The sequence below is a fragment of the Phycisphaeraceae bacterium genome (assembly GCA_040222855.1).
GTDB lineage: Bacteria > Planctomycetota > Phycisphaerae > Phycisphaerales > Phycisphaeraceae > Mucisphaera.
In genome coordinates, this window is record JAVKCD010000019.1 from 546,832 (window position 1) to 566,216 (window position 19,385).

At 62.8% G+C, this 19,385-nt stretch carries 16 protein-coding genes; 8 read left to right on the forward strand and 8 right to left on the reverse strand.

What is annotated here, in order from left to right:
• Positions 1-11: 11 nt before the first annotated feature.
• The 3 genes from dacB (at position 12) to clpB (ending at position 5,444) form a co-directional block, all read left to right on the forward strand.
• Entirely contained in the window at positions 12-1,532 is a 1,521-nt protein-coding gene (dacB, locus tag RIG82_07495) for a D-alanyl-D-alanine carboxypeptidase/D-alanyl-D-alanine-endopeptidase (GenBank protein MEQ9460778.1), read from the forward strand.
• 109 nt (positions 1,533-1,641) lie between these two features.
• A complete protein-coding gene (locus tag RIG82_07500; protein ID MEQ9460779.1) occupies positions 1,642-2,574 on the forward strand; it encodes a DnaJ C-terminal domain-containing protein in 933 nt (310 codons plus the stop codon).
• Between the two features lie 236 nt (positions 2,575-2,810).
• Positions 2,811-5,444 carry an ATP-dependent chaperone ClpB gene (gene clpB / locus RIG82_07505; protein MEQ9460780.1) on the forward strand — a complete coding sequence of 878 codons (2,634 nt, stop codon included), beginning with the start codon at positions 2,811-2,813 and terminating at the stop codon, positions 5,442-5,444.
• Here clpB and RIG82_07510 read toward each other — a convergent pair.
• Entirely contained in the window at positions 5,441-6,451 is a 1,011-nt protein-coding gene (locus RIG82_07510) for a CPBP family glutamic-type intramembrane protease (GenBank protein MEQ9460781.1), read from the reverse strand. The two genes, clpB and RIG82_07510, sit on opposite strands and share 4 nt — an antisense overlap.
• A 96-nt stretch (positions 6,452-6,547) precedes the next feature.
• Here RIG82_07510 and RIG82_07515 point away from each other — a divergent pair, with 96 nt between their 5' ends.
• The 3 genes from RIG82_07515 (at position 6,548) to RIG82_07525 (ending at position 9,558) form a co-directional block, all read left to right on the forward strand.
• The gene (locus RIG82_07515) at positions 6,548-7,096 is read left to right on the forward strand and encodes a peptide chain release factor-like protein (GenBank protein MEQ9460782.1); all 549 of its coding nucleotides are present in this window, start codon (positions 6,548-6,550) and stop codon (positions 7,094-7,096) included.
• A 155-nt stretch (positions 7,097-7,251) separates the two neighbouring features.
• Complete coding sequence (locus RIG82_07520; protein ID MEQ9460783.1) at positions 7,252-8,436, forward strand: HD domain-containing protein; 1,185 nt, start codon at positions 7,252-7,254, stop codon at positions 8,434-8,436.
• A gap of 27 nt (positions 8,437-8,463) precedes the next feature.
• The gene (locus RIG82_07525; protein MEQ9460784.1) at positions 8,464-9,558 is read left to right on the forward strand and encodes a DNA adenine methylase; all 1,095 of its coding nucleotides are present in this window, start codon (positions 8,464-8,466) and stop codon (positions 9,556-9,558) included.
• 3 nt (positions 9,559-9,561) lie between these two features.
• On the opposite strand, the gene RIG82_07530 is transcribed toward RIG82_07525, so the two are convergent.
• From RIG82_07530 to RIG82_07550, 5 genes are all read right to left on the reverse strand, one after another.
• Positions 9,562-10,737 (reverse strand): vWA domain-containing protein, encoded by a 1,176-nt coding sequence (locus RIG82_07530; GenBank protein MEQ9460785.1) that lies wholly within the window; start codon positions 10,735-10,737, stop codon positions 9,562-9,564.
• 90 nt (positions 10,738-10,827) lie between these two features.
• The gene (gene neuC / locus RIG82_07535) at positions 10,828-11,910 is read right to left on the reverse strand and encodes a UDP-N-acetylglucosamine 2-epimerase (GenBank protein ID MEQ9460786.1); all 1,083 of its coding nucleotides are present in this window, start codon (positions 11,908-11,910) and stop codon (positions 10,828-10,830) included.
• Entirely contained in the window at positions 11,910-12,638 is a 729-nt protein-coding gene (locus RIG82_07540; GenBank protein MEQ9460787.1) for an acylneuraminate cytidylyltransferase family protein, read from the reverse strand. Before RIG82_07540 ends, neuC begins: the two co-directional genes overlap by 1 nt.
• Entirely contained in the window at positions 12,635-14,299 is a 1,665-nt protein-coding gene (locus RIG82_07545; protein ID MEQ9460788.1) for an SPASM domain-containing protein, read from the reverse strand. Before RIG82_07545 ends, RIG82_07540 begins: the two co-directional genes overlap by 4 nt.
• Before the next feature lie 9 nt (positions 14,300-14,308).
• Complete coding sequence (locus RIG82_07550; GenBank protein ID MEQ9460789.1) at positions 14,309-16,192, reverse strand: DUF115 domain-containing protein; 1,884 nt, start codon at positions 16,190-16,192, stop codon at positions 14,309-14,311.
• Positions 16,193-16,327: 135 nt separating this feature from the next.
• On the opposite strand from RIG82_07550, the gene RIG82_07555 reads away from it, so the two are divergent.
• Together RIG82_07555 and RIG82_07560 are read left to right on the forward strand one after the other, a co-directional pair.
• A complete protein-coding gene (locus tag RIG82_07555; protein MEQ9460790.1) occupies positions 16,328-16,915 on the forward strand; it encodes a hypothetical protein in 588 nt (195 codons plus the stop codon).
• 47 nt (positions 16,916-16,962) lie between these two features.
• Positions 16,963-17,907, forward strand: a complete 945-nt coding sequence (locus RIG82_07560; GenBank protein ID MEQ9460791.1) for a hypothetical protein — start codon at positions 16,963-16,965, stop codon at positions 17,905-17,907.
• Positions 17,908-17,912: 5 nt separating this feature from the next.
• Here the strand turns inward: RIG82_07560 and RIG82_07565 are convergent, their stop codons facing one another.
• Positions 17,913-18,749 (reverse strand): hypothetical protein, encoded by an 837-nt coding sequence (locus RIG82_07565; protein ID MEQ9460792.1) that lies wholly within the window; start codon positions 18,747-18,749, stop codon positions 17,913-17,915.
• 111 nt (positions 18,750-18,860) lie between these two features.
• Positions 18,861-19,280 (reverse strand): hypothetical protein, encoded by a 420-nt coding sequence (locus RIG82_07570; GenBank protein ID MEQ9460793.1) that lies wholly within the window; start codon positions 19,278-19,280, stop codon positions 18,861-18,863.
• Positions 19,281-19,385: the final 105 nt, after the last annotated feature.

Here is a 19,385-nt window from a genome sequence, read left to right on the forward strand (position 1 = left end):
ACGGGGTGCTGATGAATCGATCCCATACCGGTCTGAGAAGGATAGTGATCTGCCTGTTCGCGCTGGCGGGGTCTGCGGGGTCTGCGGGGGCTGCGCGGGCGAGTCTGGAGAGCGATGTCCAGGAACTGATTAACGCGGCGAGTCTGGGGCCGACAACGACCTCGATCTATGTGCGCGATCTGAGCAGCGAAGAGGAACTGGTGGAGATCAACGCCGACGCGCTGATGATCCCGGCGAGCAACATGAAGCTGGTGACGACAGCGGTGGCGTTGGATGTTCTGGGGCCGGGGTTCACCTACTTCACCGAACTGCGGAGCGTGCAGGCGGGGGATGGCCCGCCGGCGCTGTGGATCATCGGCAACGGTGATCCGACGTTCGGTGCCCCGGATGTGCTGAAGGCGCACGGGATCGAGATCGATCAGTTGCTGGGAACGTGGGTGGAGGAGGTCAGGGAAACCGGGCGCAGTGAGTGGGCGTCGGTCATGATTGATGACCGGGTATTTGATGATCGGTTCACCCACCCGAACTGGCCAGCTGACCAACTGAGCAACCATTGGTGTGCCGGGATCGCGGGGCTGAACTTCTACTCGAACTGCGTTGAGGTCATTCCCCAGCCAGCAGATGTCAGGGGGGCGGCCCCTTCGGTGCGGCTGTTCCCGCCTGCGGCGTTTTTTGAGACGACCAATCGTGCAACAACGGGTCGGACCGACTCATTCTGGGTCAGCCGTGACCTTGATCGTGATGTCCTGGTCTTCCGGGGCTCGGTGCGTCATCGGCGGAGCGTCGGGGTGCGCGTCGCGGTGCGCGATCCGGCGTACTACCTGGGTCAGCACGTCCGGCAGGCATTAGTCGAGGCGGGCACGGTGGTCGGCGAGGTCCGGCGGCCAGATGTCGGCTTCGATCCCGAGAACTACGAGGCGCTGCACAGGGTCGAGACGGCGTTGTCGGTCGTGCTCGAGCAAGCAAACCGGGATTCGGACAACCTCGCTTCCGAAGGGCTGTTCAAGGCGATCGGCTGGCAGACCACAGGCCAGCCGGGCTCGTGGGAGAACGGGGCTGCGGGGGTACGGCTCGCGCTGCGGAATCGGATGGGCCCGCGAGCTGCGGTGTTTCAGGTCGATGACGGGTCGGGCATGAGCCGAGAGAATCGGGTGACGGCCCGGCTGATGGTGGAGCTGCTGGATTCGATGTGGAACGCGCAAGACAAGCGCGAGGCGTACCTCACCACGCTGGCCGTCGGCGGGGAGACCGGGACGCTGGATGATCGGATGGATGATTCACCCCTGAACGACGTGGTCATCCGGGCCAAGTCGGGGTATCTCAACGGGGTCTCGGCGCTCTCGGGGTATCTAACGATTCCTGGGGCCGCGGCGGGAACGACGCGGACGCTTGCGTTTAGCATGTTATTCAACGGGTTTGAGCGGCCGGTAACTAACTCGCGCCTCAAGGAGGTGCAGGAGAGAGTCCTGGCCACCCTAGCCACGCGGATTCGGCGGGAGATCGCCAGCGAGGTATCTGCGGCACCACGTTGATCCAGTTTGAAATCTGGGCCGGATGTCCAGGCAGGGCCGGACGGTTAAGCTAAAACCGAGATGAGGCCAGGCTCTTGGCGTTGATCTTTGGGGTATCAAGAATAGGGTGATGTCGGTGAAGTTTGAGGATTACTACAAGGTGCTCGGGGTCAAGCGATCAGCGTCGCAGGAGGAGATCCAGAAGGCGTACCGCACGCTGGCGCGTAAGCATCACCCGGATGTCAACAAGGCGGCGGATGCAGCGGAGAGGTTTTCCCGGATCAGCGAGGCCTACGAGGTGCTCAAGGACCCGGAGAAGCGCAAGCAGTATGACCAACTCGGGGCCAACTGGAAGCACGGTCAGGATTTCCGCCCGCCGCCGGGCTATGAGGGATTCGGCGGTGGGCAACGAACAGGGTCAGCCCAGTTTCAGGGGGGATTTCACGACTTCTTCGAGGCCTTTCTCAATCAACAGACCGGCGGGCGCGGCGGGATGGGCGGAGGTATGGGGGGCGGAGGCTTCGAGGACCTGTTTAACCAGGCGGGCTTTGGAGGAACTGCAGGGCGCGCCCAGGCGCAGGCCCCGCGAGCACAAGAGCACGAGCTGACGATCTCGCTCGATGAGGCGTTCCGTGGCTCCACTCGGCAACTGACACTCAATGGTCCGGGCGGGAACAAGACGATCGACCTCAAGGTCCCGGCTGGCTCGGCAGACGGGAGCAAGATTCGGCTGCGCGAGGAGAACCTGATCCTGAAGATCAAGGTCGCCAGGCACCCCGACTTCGAGGTCGACGGGCGGAACCTGACCACGACCGTGCGCGTGCAGCCCTGGCAGGCCGTGCTCGGCGACAAGGTGGAAGTGCGCACGCTCGACGGCAGCGTGGATATGACGATTCCCGCAGGAGCATCATCGGGTCAGCGGCTGCGGCTGCGCGGCAAGGGACTGCCCAACGCCAGGGGCGAGCCGGGCGACCTGTTCGTCCGGGTCATGATCGATGTCGGCAAGGAGCTCTCCGAGGAAGAGCGGCGGCTTTACGAGAAGCTGCGCGAGCTGGATCGCTAGCGGCATCAAACTGATAGAACGATACCGGTCAGTCAGAGCTACATTAAAAACCCAACAATCGGGGGCACTGATTGAGGGTCTAGTGGTCCCACCAACTGCCATTGTGGCGGTCGCGGCCGCGGTCGCGATCTGTGTAAATCTATTTACTGAAGGCACTTAACCGGATTTATGGTCTGGCGCGCCACGTGCATAGTAGTGAGGTAATTCGTGAGGCTATCGATTGGAAGGACCTGCTGATGGACCTGAGCAAGACAACCGAGAAAGTCCGGCTGGCGCTCCAGCAGGCGCAGCTGGATGCCGGCAGGCGCGGTCACCAGCAGGTGGACCCCGAGCATGTGCTGCTCGCGTTGGTCATGCAGCCCGAGGGTCTCATCCCTCGGCTGCTGGAGCGAGTCAACACAAAGCCTGAAGTGCTTCGCGCCGCCATTGATCGCGAGTTGAGCAAGCGGCCGTCGGTGTCGGGTCAAGGGACCCAGCAGGCGGGCGGGTCGCAGCGCTTCGCCCGGATGCTGGCGGGCGCCCAGGACGAGGCGAAGTCGATGGGGGATGGGTATGTGTCGGTCGAGCATCTGGTGCTCGCGATGCTCGGGGAAGAAGGGTCGCCAGCGGCGAGCCTGCTGCGCGACGCCAACCTGGATCGCGATGTGCTCAAGGCGCTGCTGGAGAAGGTGCGTGGGAACCAGCGCGTGACGACCGACAATCCCGAAGCGACTTACGAAGCCCTCGAGAAGTATGGCCGCGACCTGGTCGCTGAAGCCAGAGACGGCAAGCTCGACCCGGTGATCGGTCGTGACGACGAGATCAGACGCACAATCCGGGTCCTCTCACGCAAGACCAAGAACAACCCGGTTCTCATCGGCGAGCCAGGCGTCGGCAAGACCGCGATCGTCGAGGGTCTGGCTCAGCGGATCGTCCGAGGCGATGTGCCGGAAGGGCTCAAGGACAAGTCAGTTTTCTCGCTGGACCTTGGATCACTTATCGCGGGCGCGAAGTTCCGTGGTGAGTTTGAAGAGCGGCTCAAAGCGGTGTTGCACGAGATCAAGGCCGCAGAAGGCCGGGTCCTGCTGTTCATCGACGAACTGCACATGATCGTCGGGGCGGGCAAGACCGAGGGGGCGATGGATGCGGGCAACATGCTCAAGCCGATGCTCGCGCGCGGCGAGCTTCACTGCATCGGCGCGACGACGCTCAACGAGTACCGCCAGAACATCGAGAAAGACGCGGCCCTCGAAAGACGCTTCCAGACCGTGCTGGTCGATCAGCCGACAGTCGAAGACACGATCTCTATCCTTCGCGGGCTGCGTGAACGCTTTGAGGTTCACCACGGCGTACAGATTCAGGATGGCTCGCTCGTCGCGGCGGCCCGAATGTCACATCGCTACATCCCCGACCGCTTCCTGCCGGACAAGGCGATCGATCTTGTTGATGAGGCGTGCGCCATGATCCGCACAGAGATGGATTCGATGCCAGCAGAGCTCGATGCGGCGGTGCGGCGCGTCATGCAACTCGAGATCGAGGAGAAGGCGCTGCAGGCCGAGAATGACAAGGCCAGCGCCCAGCGACTGGAGGACCTGCGGGCCGAACTCGCCGAGGCGCGATCGCAGGCCAGCACGATGCGGGCGCAGTGGGAGACCGAGAAGGCCTCGATCGGCACGACACAGCAGTTGCTGGAGCAGATCGATCAGGTCAAGCGCGAGATGGAGACCGCGGAGCGCTCGTACAACCTCGAAAAGGCGGCGGAACTTAAATACGGCCGACTCCCTGAGCTCGAGAAACAACTGGCCGACCGCGAGAAGGCGGAGCAATCCGAAGATAACGGTGCGGCGGGCTCTCAAGCAGGCCGCCTACTCCGCGAGCGTGTGACCGAAGATGAGATCGCGTCGATCGTGGCCCGATGGACGGGCATCCCTGTCACGCGGCTGCTCGAATCAGAGCGTGACAAGCTGCTGCGGCTGTCCGATGTGCTGCACGAGCGCGTGGTCGGGCAGGATGAGGCCGTGTCGCTGGTATCGGATGCGATCCTTCGATCACGGGCGGGTATCTCCGACCCCAAGCGGCCGATCGGCTCGTTCCTCTTCCTCGGCCCAACAGGCGTCGGCAAGACCGAGCTCGCACGCGCGCTCGCCGAGGCACTGTTCGACTCCGAGGACAACATGGTGCGGATCGACATGTCGGAATACATGGAGAAACACGCCGTCTCTAGGCTGATCGGTGCCCCTCCCGGCTACATCGGCTTCGAGCAAGGCGGCCAGCTCACCGAAGCCGTTCGCCGCAAGCCCTACTCGGTTGTGCTCTTCGACGAGATCGAAAAAGCACACCCGGATGCATCCTCAATCCTGCTGCAGTTGCTCGACGATGGCCGGATCACCGACGGCCATGGCCGAACGGTGAGTTTCAAGAACACGATCGTCATCATGACCTCCAACCTTGGCTCGCAGCACCTTCTCGACGATGCGGTCATGGGTGGCGGAGACGTGTCGCAGATGGTGCGCGACCAGGTGATGCACGATGTCCGCCACCACTTCCGACCGGAGCTGCTCAACCGGATCGACGAGATGATCCTCTTCGCCCCGCTCACCCTCGCGCAGCTCACGAGCATCGTTGACCTGCTCGCGGCGGACATCAGCAAGCGGCTGTCAGAGCAGCGCATCTCACTGGAGTTGACGGAGCATGCCAAGCAACACCTTGCCGAACGCGGGTTTGACCCCGTGTACGGGGCGAGGCCGCTTCGCCGAACGCTGCAGCGCGAGCTGGAAACGCTGATCGCGCGTCAGATCATCGCTGGCGACGTGCCGGAGGGGTCGCACGTCGTGGTGGATGTTGATGGGGATCATCTGACCCTGGCTATACGAGAAGGCATCAAGACTTAGAGGAACTGCCAGTCGTCGGTGTAGACCGTGTAGCCCCAGAGCAGGGCGTTGGTGATGCCGTGGGACCAGGCGATCGGGCCGATGCCCTGTCGCTTGTGCTCGGGCAGGCTCGCCCGATTGGTGTACCAGACCAGCCAGCACCAGACGATGCCACAGGCGATGCAGCCCGGCCAGTCCCTCATCGCGTGGCTCATGCTGAACACCAGCGTCGAAGCGAACACCGCCCACAGCGTCATCGCGCCGACAGGCGTATCAATGAGCTGACGGGTCAGAATCGGCTGCTCCTTCGAGACCTCCTCGCCGAAGCGGGTGTTCATCAGCATGTCGCCGATGACCGGCATATCGCAGAGCACCTGACCAACACCTCGGAGCGTGGGCCGACGTTTCTGAAGCCCGCGCACCATCGCCGAACGGATGAACAGCTCCTCGAACAGCGGGACCACCAGCGACATCCCCAGCAGACGCAGGAAGAGCAGCACATAACCAAAGGTCCGCTCGAGCCCCTCGTCCGTGGTCATGTCACGGATGGGATGGCTGTCGGTCGTTGCGAAGACACCGGGCTCAGCAGCGGTGTTGACGTAGTCGATCGCGGCGATGGGCTCGCCTTCGAGCAAGGCATTCCAACGCGGACCAAACTCCCCCGCCATCAGCCAGCCCAGGACGACCCACGCGACGAGAAGAAACACCCCTGTGGGGATCGCCAGCCAGTGGAACCGGATGTTCAGCTCAGGCGTGAGCCTGCGGTACCGCCAGAGCAGCCAGAGCACCAGCAGGCACTGAACCGAATACAGCACGACCTGCACCGGCGACGACTGCCACGCCAGGCCAACCGCCTCCAGGCCGGGAATCGCCTGCACGGTCGAGCCCAGGCCAATCAGCATCAGGCCGACGATGTAGGCGAAAAAAGGCAGGACGCGCGGGTGCCATGGGTTCTCAGCGACCCAGGCATCGAGACGTTCAAGGAACGACGTGGCGGGTTGTCGGTCAGGTTCCTGGGTCAACTGCATAGGCCTCTGATCGGCACAAGGGCAGCTTCGGCGGCATCCAACAAAAGCTTGAGTCCGGAGGAAGTTACCATCAATCAAGACCTTGATGGAGACCTCGTGCCCGACATCTTCGATGTCTTTGACCCCGATCCCCGCGTGATGACCCACCCGGCGGCCATCGACCCTGACTCACTGCTCAAGCAGTGCGACCTGCTGCGTGCCAAGCGCGGGGGTCCTGGCGGGCAGCGGCGCAACAAGGTCGAGACCCATGTCGAGCTGGTTCATCGGCCCACCGGCATCAGGGCTGGTGCCGGGGAGCGGCGGTCGGCCGCCGATAATCAGCGCGTTGCGCTCCAGCGGCTGCGAATCCGCCTGGCGATCCAACACCGCGAGGCCGCGAATCTGACGGAGAGTCCGAGTGCGCTTTGGTCGTCCAGACGTAGGCGTGACCAGACCCTCGCGATCAACCCCAGCCATATGGATTATCCCGCCCTGCTTGCCGAGGCGCTCGATCTCATCCACGCCTGCGGGTACGACCTCCGGCGGGCGGCCACGCTCCAAGGCGTCAGCCGAACGCAGATCATTAAGCTGCTCCGGCACCAGCCCGAGGCCCTGGCAACCGTCAATCAGGAGCGCCAAGGCCGGGGACGACCCCCGGTTAAGTAAAGCCGTGCGTTCTGTAGTGATTGTGACGGCGCACAGGCAACCATCGCCCAGCCCTAGGGGATTCCCGAGCATCGGTGCGGCTCAAGGTCCCGATATAGGACATAGGAGCCGTTTCAACATCGCTTGCGTGGAGACCGTGAATGCTGAGGGTGGATTTGCGTCGAGCACAAGAGGGAATGGCGCTGGCTCTGCCGGTGATGAACCCCAAGAGCCCTTCCAAAGTCTTGTTGAAGATCGGCTTTGAGCTGACCGGCAAGATCATCGCGAAGCTGCGCGACCTGCAGGTTCGGTACGTGTGGGTGCGCTACCCAGCCCTGCAGTCCATCGAGAGTTTCATGAACGCCGAGGCCAATCAGGTGCGTTCGGAAGTCGTCAACGATGTCGCCGCCGCCTTTGAGGACCTGCAGACCAAGTCCGCAGCAAAACTGCCCTACGACCAGTACGAACGATCCATATCGAAGCTCGTGGATCAACTGATCGGCAACCCGCGGTCGGCCGTATTCCTCGGCGACCTCGCCGACATCGACGACAAACAGGTCCGCCACGCCACCTCGGTGATGTACCTGTCGATCCTCATCGGCCTCAAGCTCGAAGGCTACATCGTCCACGAGCGCAAGCACGTCGATCCGTCACGCGCCAAGGAAGTCATCAACCTCGGCATCGGCGCGATGCTCCACGACATCGGCATCAGCACCCTCGATAGCGAGGTGCGCGACCGCTTCTACGAAACACTCGATGAGTCCGACCCAGCCTTCCAGGAGCACACCGCAGCCGGCTACGAGATGATCCGTGGCAACCTCGAGCCTTCCGCTGCGACCGTCGTGCTCAACCACCACCAGCGGTGGGATGGCTCGGGCTTCGCCGGCAGAGATTTCCCGGCGCTGCCCGGCAAGCGCACCCACGTCTTCGCACGCATTGCCGCCGTCGCTGATGTCTTCGACCTGATCCGCCGGCCCCCCAGCGGGGAGCAGGAGCGCCCCACCGTCTGGGCCCTGCAGGTCATGCTCCGCGACCCGATGTGCAAAAAGTTCGACCCGAACATCCTAGAAACCCTCACGGAGGTCGTCCCCCCCTACCCACCAGGCATTATCGTGAAGCTATCCGATGGCCGCTCTGGCGTGGTCCTCGACACCAGCCGACTCGACCCCTGCCGACCCAAGGTCCAGGTCCTCGAGGACCCCGAAAACCTCGGCAACCCAAAGAATGGCTCCGGCGAGGTGCTCAACCTCACCGAGATGCCCGCGTCAATTGTGATCGCCGAAGTCGACGGCATGGACGTCAGCAAACTCAACTTCTCGAACAAGCTGCTGCCCTCGGCCCAGGGCCTGCTCGCGGCGTAGGCGAATCGATCGCGGTAGCCTGATATCGTGATCAAATACCTCGGCTCGAAACGAACTCTGCTCCCGAAGATCCTCCAAGTTGTTGGCTCCTTCGGTAGCGATCAATCCACCATCATCGATCTCTTCTCCGGCACCTCGCGCGTCGGCCACGCCCTCAAGGCCGCTGGCTACCGCGTGCTGGCCAATGATCACAACGCCTACGCCGCCACCCTCGCCCGCTGCTACGTCCAGGCCGATCGCGAGGATCACCTTCATGATGCCAAGCAACTCGTCGCCGAGTTCAACACGATGCCAGGGCAGCCCGGTTACATCACCAAGACCTTCTGCGAGCAGGCGCGCTACTTCCAGCCCAAGAACGGCGAGCGCATCGATGCGATCCGCGAAGCGATCGCCCGCAAGAACCTCGACCCCGAACTCGAAGCCGTCATGCTTGTGTCCTTGATGGAAGCCGCGGACCGCATCGACTCGACCACCGGCGTCCAGATGGCCTACCTCAAGTCCTGGGCCGCCCGATCCCACAAAGACCTCGAACTCCGCGTCCCTAACCTTCTTCCGCAAGCCGCTGGCGGGAAGGGCCAAGCCACCCAGCTCGACGCGATCGAGGCCGCTCAACAGCTCGACGCCGACGTGATCTACCTCGACCCGCCCTACAACCAGCACTCCTACCTCGGCAACTACCATATCTGGGAGACGCTGGTCCGCTGGGACGCGCCCGAGGCCTACGGCATCGCCCGAAAACGCATCGACTGCCGCGAACGTGCCTCGGCCTTTAACAGCAAAAAGAAGTTCAACAACGTCATGCGCGACCTCCTTGGTGCTCTCCGCTGCCGAGCCTTAGTCGTCTCCTTCAACAACGAGGGTTATATCGATCGGCCCGCCATGGAAGCGATGCTCGCCACCTGCTTCGACGGCAAGGCCCACGTCCTGACCCTCGAACACGACTACAAACGCTACGTCGGCGCCCAGATCGGCATCCACAACCTCAAGGGCGTCAAAGTCGGCAAGGTCAGTCACCTGCGCAACAAGGAATACCTCTACATCGTCACAGCAGACGCCAGCCTGCTCGAACGCCTACAACCAGACACCACCGAGGTTCAGGAAGTCATGTTCACCACTGATTAAGACTCAGGGATCGACGCGCTCAAAGCCCGCCTGATCGAGACGCATGCGAACCACGTTAACCAGCGCATCACCAAGCGTGCCCTCATCACCCCCAGCCAGGCGCTTCCGCTCGGCCGCCAGATAAACCTCCCGCTCGGCCTGCAGCGCCTTGATCTCGGCCTGCACCTCAGCACGCTCGGTACCTCGCCGCTCGACCTCAGCCAGCAGCGCATCATCATCCAGCGACCGCAACGCCTCCGGGAGCTGATCGCGTTCAACCTCATCCATCTCGACACGCTCAGCAGCCACCGCATCAACAAGGTCCCATGTGTCGTTGTGATACGCCGAACTCGCCTTTGAGGCGACCCGTGCCATAGCGGTCATCGGTGCAACCGATTCCGCCAACCCATCCTGTACTTCCTGGCGACGCAACATCGCAGAGCCTTCATGCCCGTAAGGGATGTAGGTGCTGTTGAGCTTCCGGTTGAGTTCCAGAATACGATCGTCCTGAGGGCACCTGATGTCGAGAATCGCACGGTCCTGCTCGATGGTCAGAAACTCACCATTCCCAAGCTGAGCCCCCAGGTGCCATTCACCCCGTCGGCCCTCATCCGCCGACCCACAATGAATCGTGTTGACCGTGATGTCCTTGTCCGTCGCCGCCTTGCACGCCAGCGCGTAGTCCAACGATCCCTGCGTGAACGCCTCGTTACCTGCGATAAACACAAACCGTGCATCCCGCCCCGAATCGCTCCACGCCAACTCACCCACAGCACGACTGATGACCTCTCCGCAATGCTCACTCCCGCCATGCGTGTCGAGCGCAAACAGCGCCTCGGACACAGCGTCAAGATCACGAGTCAGCGTGACGACCCGGCGGATGTACCCGCTCTGGGCCGAGAGATCATTGTTGCCATATTCATAAAGGGCGACCTCAATGACCGCATCACGACCGTTGCGTCGATGCCGAGCTAACTCGTTGACCATGCCCCAGAGCTGCGCCTTCGCCTGATGGATCAGACCGTCCATCGAGTTCGAGGTGTCGAGCAGCAGCGCCACCTGAATTCGCGGGGCATCCCGAGCCTCATCAACCACCACAGGCGTTGGCGGATTACTTGTGGGCACAAGCGACTGGCCCGAAACACTAAGTGGACAAGCCAACGCGGCAGCAAGCAGACAAGAGGACAGCGTGGGACGCATCAGACGCCTCCTTTCACAGGATCGGTTGTCGGTCACATGGCAGTTAGACGCACTCGATCACCGGGCGGTTCCAGAATCAGACAGATTTTTTTAGTACGCGTTCAGCTTGCGCAGCGGAATACGCTCAAGATCGATTCCCGCCAGCAGCTCGGCCACGCGAACCCCCGTATCTCCCCGACCATAAGGGTGACGCGCTTTCGACGTGTCCAGCGCAAGCGCCTGACGAACCGCCGCACGAACCGCTCGCTCGCCGTAGTCACAATCAACCATCGTCCCCGGCCGCTCGCGCCCCGCCTGCCGCGGGCCGATGTTGACCGCTGGCGTCCGCAGCGCCGCAGCCTCAATCAACCCCGCCGAGCTGTTGCCGACCAGCACCCCGGCGCCAGCGAGAAGCGACAAGAACAGGTCTCGTGGTAGGTGCTTGACCGTCTTCACAGCAGCCTTCTTGATCGCACGTCGGATCCCCTCGGCACCTGCATCCGTGTTCGGATGCAGCACCAGCGGATCATGCTTCTTGACCGCCTGAAGCGTCGCCTCCATCCAGGCTTGCTCCTGCTTGGTTGATTCGCCTACCGGATGCTGCAACACCATCACCTTCGGCGCATCACCGTCCGCGACGACCTCTCCAAGCCCATCCATCGCGGGAGACCCCACCACCATGACGCGATCCTTCGTCTCGCCCATCCGAACCAGCCGGCGGCGACTCCCAGCCGTAGCGGGCAGGTGCAGATGCGCCAGCTTGCTGATCGCATGACGCATCGATTCGTCTGCAACCCCTTCCGCACGGTCCCCGCCATGCAGATGCGCGACCCTAAACCCCCCCACCGCCGCCGCACTCGCCGCGGCGAAAGCCTCGATGCGATCCCCCAGCACCACCACAAACGTCGGACGCAACGACTCAAACACCCCAGCCATCCGAGTAACCCCACGCCCCAGCGCTCTCACATCATCGACACGCCCCTCTTCGCCAGGCTTCTGCATCGGTACCCGCCGCGCAATCCGATACCCCGCAGCCCGAATATCGTCGATCGTCCCCAGCGTCAGATGAGTCCCCGTCACGATCAGACTCGTCTCAAGCCCACGATAGGCCAGACAAGCATCAAGCACCGTGCGCAACAAACCAAACTCCGCCCGCGTCCCGGTGACGATCACAACCCGCCGCCGCGATGACATCAGGCGACCCTGCCCGCAGCACACAGATTCAGGAGCGCCGCCTCGGCCACCGCCAGATCCGCCGCCGTATCAATATCAACCACCTCGCCGGGCTCTGTCACCACCGCTCGTCGATCGGCCCCAAGAAACGCGTGCGGCTCGCCCTCCTGAACGGTAAACAACGCCTGACGCCGAACCACAATCAACCCGCCATCCAACAGATACACAGGCGGAAGGTCCTGCCGACGATAAACCTGATTCTCAACATACGCCGACATCCGCCCCGCATCATCCACCGTCTTCATCCACCAGGGATGCGTCTTGCCAACCGCGCACACCGACTGCACCGAATCGCATCCCGTCTCAAGCAGCATCGACACCCCCCGATCAATCAGCCCCTCCGGCCGCACCGGAACATTGCCGTACAGCAACACAATCACCTCGTAAGGATCACCAACCGACTCCACTGCATGACGAGCCGCCGCATCGACCGTCGCTGTGTCCGTGGCCAGATTCGAAGGGCGCTCGATCACCTCGACGCCAAGTGTTCGGCCGATCGTCGCGAGCCGATCACCATCGGTTGTCAGAACAATCTTCCCGATCGACGCAGCGGATCGCGCATGATCCACCGTCCACGCCAGCATCGGCCGCCCCGCCACCACCGCCTCGTTCTTGCCCGGCAGCCCCTTGCTGCCCGAGCGAGCCAGAATCACCGCCAACGCCTTGTCACCCGACATCGCAGCACTCATGGCCGGTGCCACTCCTTGCACGATCCACAGATCGTCAGCTCGTGGAATCGACTCTCATCGTGCGCCGCTTTTGACTCCGCCCCTCGCCGCCAAATCGTCAACAGACTATCGATCCGCGCATCGCCCATCGGCGATCGCCCCTGCCAATCCTGGTCACACAACGCGACCACCCCATCCGACAGAACACTCATCCGCTGGCCCAACTGCTTGCACCCCACCCGCCGTGGCGGCTCCATCGGCACCGGCGACAACTCCGGCATCAGCCCGCAACCTGAACACGACGGCTGAATCATCGCGTACCCACCCGCCCGCAACCACCGCTCGAAGAAACTCTCCATGTCCGATAGCGTCTCCGGCACCTTCACCAGACGAGGGACAATCCACGGCACCTGATCTCCCCGGCCATCCGCGCTCCGCCGAACCCGCCGCTCGTTGAACAACCGCTGAAGGTTGTCCGTCACCACGCCAAACTCCTGCCCCATCACCTTCTTGTACGTCTCCGACGAATCCGCGTTGATCCGCACAATCACCAGGTCCAACGGCAGGTCAAGCAGCTTCTCCGCTTCAGACCAGGACGACAACAAGTCCGTCTCGATGCCAATCCCCATCACACCCGCCTCATGCGCTGCCATCACGACCCGATCCCACTCCGGATGCTCCATCGCATCGCCCAGGCCGCCCAGCAACAACGACACATCACCCGGTTCGCCTAACTGATCAACCAGCCGCTCAGCCAGATCGAGCTCCAGATCGGGCCGCTCGAACGCCACATAAGCCTGTGGCGTGATCGGCCCTGTCGCCGGCCGCCGGGGCGTCAGCTCCAGATTCACCTGCTGAGGCAACCGCTCAAACAAATGCTCCGGGTGATCTCGCTCCCACGACGCGATCGCCTCCACTAGACGGTCTGCGTCAACGGTCGCCAGCCGATCACCAAAAAATCGCTCAAGAACACGCAGCCGCTCGATCGACCTCGGCGTGTCATAGACCAGCCGCTTCCGACAATCACGCACCTTCGGGCTGATCGGCACCGTGACCTCACGCCCGATCGGATCAATGGCCGGACTGTGGCTGTTGTACCCCAGCATCGAGCCGAAGTTCCCGCCGTGCTCCGCAAACTCGGCCAAAAACGGAACCGACATCACCAAGGGACCAAGCCCTGGCGGGGCCTGCGTCAGCGTGACCTTCATGTGCTCAGGACTCGTCTGATGCAGCTCAATCAACTCGCGCGCATAGCCCGTATCAAACAACGGCCAGTCCCCACGCACCAGCAGCACCGACTGCGCACCATGCGTTTCCGCCGCACGAGCCAACGGGCCCGCCGGCAGCAGCTCATCAAAGCCCGTTGCAAACCCCAGCCCACCACGCCAGCTATCCACCGCCCACTTCCGTGCCGCCACCAGCCGCGCCGTCTGCCGATCGCGTAAGCCCTCAGGGTCGGCGTACACCTGAACGCGCTCACGCACGTCGTCCGGCAGCAACGCCAGCGGATTCTGCCCCTCGGGATAAACCAGCACCACACCATCCAACGACTCGATCGACAACACCCTGCGGACGGTCATCTCTAAAACAGTCATCCCCGCGATCTGATCACTCAGATCACGCGCATGGCCCAACCGGCCGTTCATCACATCCGTCGGAATGATCGCCAGCACTCGCGACACCACCTGCTCCTAAGCAGCCACCGGCCGTTGTTCTGGCGACAGCCGTTCAACGCGACGCAGCGCCTCCCGGAAAATCGATTCCGCCTCATGGCACGCCTGTAGCAGCCAGTCAATGTTCTCCAGGTCCCGCTTGAGCTGACCCGCCTGCCGAGCCATGAAGTCGCCGGTGATGTGGCTGATCCGGCGATCCGCCGCCTGGCGGCGAAAAACGCCGATGGTGTTCATCGCGTTGACCGCCATAAACGTCGCCTTCAGTTCACCATGCACTCTGCCATCATTGACCTTGAGCTTCTCGAAGAGCTTGAGCATCTTCGCCTTGTCCTGCTGATGCCGCTGCATCTTGTTGAGGATCCGCGTGGTGTCGCCCGAGACCCGACGCAGCTCGTCCAACTCCCGCAACCGCAGGCTCAACAGCTCCCGCGCCCTCTCAAGTCGCTCCGGGTCAAGCTCAAGCCCCGCCGCTGGCAACTCCGGCACCACGCCGGTCGTCAAACCAGTGATCGCATCCGTAAGCGACATCCGCTCGGTGTGCTCCTTCGGCTGCCCCCCTTCGGTCGCGTCGATGACCCGCTCCGACGACTGCGCAAAATCTCGCTCAAACTGACGCAGATACGTCAGCATCTGCTCGTCGGTAAACATCGGTCGCCCACGGATGTCCTCCACTCGCTTGAGATTCCCACGCATCCGAACTATCCGCTGCCACTCCATCATCTCGATCGTGTTGAACTGTGACAGCTCCGGCGACCATACCTGATGCACCGAAGTCCCCGGCGCGTAATACAACCCATCCGAAAAACCCAAGTCCTGACCGATCAGCAGGATCGGGTCGCAACCAAGGTACTGGGCCAGATAAAACGACAGATGCGCCACCGTCGAGCCCGCTCGCATTGGCGGGATCGGCCTTGCCAGATCACCAACCAGCTTGTCGTTGAACTCCGAACCAATAATCCGAACCGGTCCCGGAAACACCTCCAGAATCCTCGGGTGCGCCTTGGGCTCAGCCACCAGCGTCACATCCGGAAGATCAGGAAGATCCTCGTAAAAGCGCGTGCAGATCGGCGAGTAATCCAACGCCGTCACAAAATCCGGTCGTATCCCCCGATCCAGCAGAGGCCGCAGCGCCGTCTGCGCCGCGATCACCACCAGCCGCGACCGCGCCTCAGGATCACGCAGCAGATCGACATTCCGAACCAGACTCGGCCCCGCCGCCACACACACCGCCGGATAACCTGCCGCTGCCCGATGCAGCTCCGCGACCGTCGCCCCCGCTACATAGTGCCCCAGGTTGTTCACCAGATTCCGGCACGTCCGCGCCGAGTTCACCAGCGCCGTCGCAACCGTCGTCCTGAAAAACGCCAGCACCTCCGTGAACGTCTTGGAAAACCGCGCCATCGCAGCGCCCTGCCGGCTTCGAGATGCAGGATGCGTGAGCAGTTGTGCCCCCTGCGTGATCAGCCCGCCCATACCCTCCAGCCGCGAAGTCAGCGCCGCCCGGTCATCCGCATCATCAACAAAGACCACTGTGCCCCGAGCGATCCAGTCCGCATGATCGACACGCTCAAACACCGCCCGCATCAAGGACAGGTCCGGCTCAAACACAATAAGCACAGCCTTCGGGCCGATCCGCTCCGACACCGCCGCCACGTGATAACCCAGCCCCAACCCCATCACCACCGCACACCCCGCCTGATCCTGATCGATCTTCTCCGCCAGCTTCGCCGCCTCAGCCTGTGGATCAAACCGGCTCGCCAGCCAGCTCGCCTCCCCCTCGACCTGCGCCGTCAACGGCCCCTTCTTCGACGCCTGCCACGCCAGACGCGCAGGCTCCGTCCGGCTCAGCCGCTCGGCCAGCTCCGCATTCCGCAGCCCCAGTGCACTGAGGTTCCGGGTCAAAATCTTGTGCTCATCCGACATCGTGTTATCGGAACATCGACCAGCCCCCACCCCCGCCATGAACTTCACCCCTCACCGACCCGTACGCATGCTGAACGCTGTATCGTCTCAGTGGATCACCAAGGAGCCCTCGCGATGGTCGACCTGCTTCGATCGCTGTTTCTCGAAGAACCCTGGCCACTGATCGTCGCCGCCTTCGCCCTCGCCGCCGTCGCGGTGATCATCGCCCGCGCAGCGGGCAAGCCCGCCTACGGACTCACCGCCGGCCTCGCCCTGATCGCCACCGCCCTCCTCGCCATCCCTCTCTCCATCGTGATCACCACCGACCACGAACAGGTCGCCCAGCGGCTCGATGCCCTCATGGCCGCCGCCAGCAACTACGACCGCGCCGCCCTCGACGCCGTCGCCACCGACGACCTCACCCTCCTCGGGCCCTCCGGCACACCCATCCGACAACGCCCCGGCCTCGACATCTGGGTCCAGAACATCGCCGAGCAATACAACCTCCGCCAGCACAGAATCTGGACCCAGCAAACCACCTTCCCCAGCGACGGCCTCGCCATCACCCAAGCCGAGATCCGCACCTACACCGAAAACCTCGGCGCCCCCGCACGCACCTGGTGGGAACTCCGCTGGACCCGAACACCCCAACACGGCTGGAAAATCTCCTCCATGACCTGGCTCCGCTCCTCCGCAGGTGTCCCCGAACCCGGATCCTTCTGATGAGCCACCACACAAGAACACCCCCGCGCCTCCGCTACCATAACCCCATGCCACGCCGACTCTTCATCACCTGCCTCTTGACCCTGCTCATCCCCGCCCTTGCCTCCGCTCAGGACCAGACCCTCACCCTCCGCCCCGCCTTCAAAGAAGGACAGACCCGCACCTACGAGGAATGGGCCCTCTGGACCACCACCACCGACGTCCAGTTCCCCGGAGGGGTTAACAACCGACAAGAAATCCTCAAGGTCAACGCCCTCACCCGCTGGGAAGTCCTCCGCGTCCGCCCCAACGGTTCAGCGACCTGCAAACTCTCCGTCGATTGGATCGAACTCCAGATCGAGGCATCCGCCCGTGGGGAAACCGATCGCTTCACCGTTGACACCCGTAAAGGCCCCGGCGACCACAAACCCATCCACGACAGCCTCTCCGAAGTCGTCAATAACCCCCTCACCTACACCTTCGCCCCCGACGGCACCATCGAAAAAGTCGACGGCGTCAACCAGCGAAAACTCCGCATCGACAACGTCGGACTCGATCGACTCAAACAGGAAGCCATCTTCGGCGTCGCCTCCGAAACCCAGCCCGGCAACCTCCCCGCCACCCTCCGCGAAGGCTCCACCTGGAAACAAACCCTCGACGGCTACGCCTTCGAGAACATCAACCTCGAACTCCCCCTCCAATACCAAGCCCAGACCATCACCACCATCGAAGACGTACCCATTGCCATCGTCTCAGTGACAGCACGACCCAAACTTATCGAACCCGAAACACCGCCACTCCCGCCGGGAGCCACACCCCCCGACTTCCAACCCGGCCCGACAAGCTACGACTCCGAAATCTTCTTCGACCTCGACCGCCGCGAAGTCGCCGCACGCCACAGCAGCCAGTCCCAGAGCTACACCCTCCGACTCAACGCCCCCAACGGCAACATCACGGTCACACGTACCGAAGCCATCCAGAGCCAGTCACTCAGAGTCCAGACCAGCGACTAACCCGCTCACTCCGCCGCCGCCAGCACCGCCGTGGTCGACTCAAGCTCAAAACTCACCGCGACCCGTAGCGTCGTATCCACACTCACATCACCGAGCTTGAGCACCAGCCCGGTCTCAAGCTCCTCAACCCCACGCACCCCCTCCACCTCGTGTGCCTTTGCCCGCGCTGGTAACTCAAGATGAAGCCGCGCGTCACGCGCCTGCGCTGAGCCCCGGTTGGTCACACGAACAATCCACTCCGTCCGATCACCCGGCGCTAAATACTCAGGCGCAGCATCCGCCTCGATCGCCAACAACGGCCGCTCCGCACGCTCCTGCGTGGCCCCCGATAAAGAATGCTCGTGAGTCTCATTCTGATACCGGTGCGTGCTGTTCAACGACTTCGCATCCCACGCCACCTGCGTGTTCGACACCACAACACTCGTACTCGACCCACTCGCCGCATTGGCAAACGCAAACGTGTTCGTCCGATCCGCCAGCGCATAACCCGACCGCGGCATCGCCGCAGCCGTCGCCCCAACCATCGAACCCCCGCCATGATCCCCCGAATAATCCCGACCCCGATAGGAAGGAGCCGACCGCCACGCCTGGCCCTCAAAAGCCAATGTGCGATCCTCCACCCGACCCACCGGCAGCACCAGCTTCCAGATCGTCTGCGCAATAGGCGTCTGCCACCTCTGCTCCGCCCACTCGCTCCCGTACTCCGCATACACCGACGCCGCCGTCAGACCCACCACAGGAAAATGCTCGCGACTACTCTGCTCCGAAGCGAACGAGCAGCCGCCCAGCGCCCCCAAACCCAACCCACAACACAGCCACGACGCCAACACAGCTCGCATCATCACAAACTCCCTGAGTTCAATCTCACCAACCACAAGCCAGACCAGCTGCCCGATCACCCCTGCCACAGAAGACACAAAGAACCCCTCAATCCCATGCGGGGGGCGGGGGGGTTAGCGTTCTTGGCCGATCGTTAGTTGATAAATGTGCTGACCACTCGCCGAGGTCCCGTTGAGCACGATCGCCGACCCGCGCTCGATATCACGGATATGCGACGGCTGAATCTTCAGGAAGTTCTTCGACAGCCGATCCACATCCTGCTCCTCAAAACCGAACGTCTCGAGCACACCCTGCGCCGGGATCGTCTCACCGCCCAGCACAAAATCAAACTCGATCGCCTTCCGTGCCGGCTTATCCTCCACATCCCCCGGCCGCGGCACCTTGATCATCGCAGGCGTCGGGTCCGTGTCCCCCCGAAACGTCACCGTCGAACCCTGCGGCGCCTCAAGATCAATCATCAACCGATTGGAACCACAACCCACCAGCAGCAACGACGCGCCCAGAACGCTACCCATCAACATCAAACGACTCATGCTTTTGGCTCCATCACAACCCAGCAACCGCTGACTGTGTCTCCATTCACTCAGACCCCACGGCCTGACACACCCTCCATCGACCCCAAACCCCCACCCCTGAAT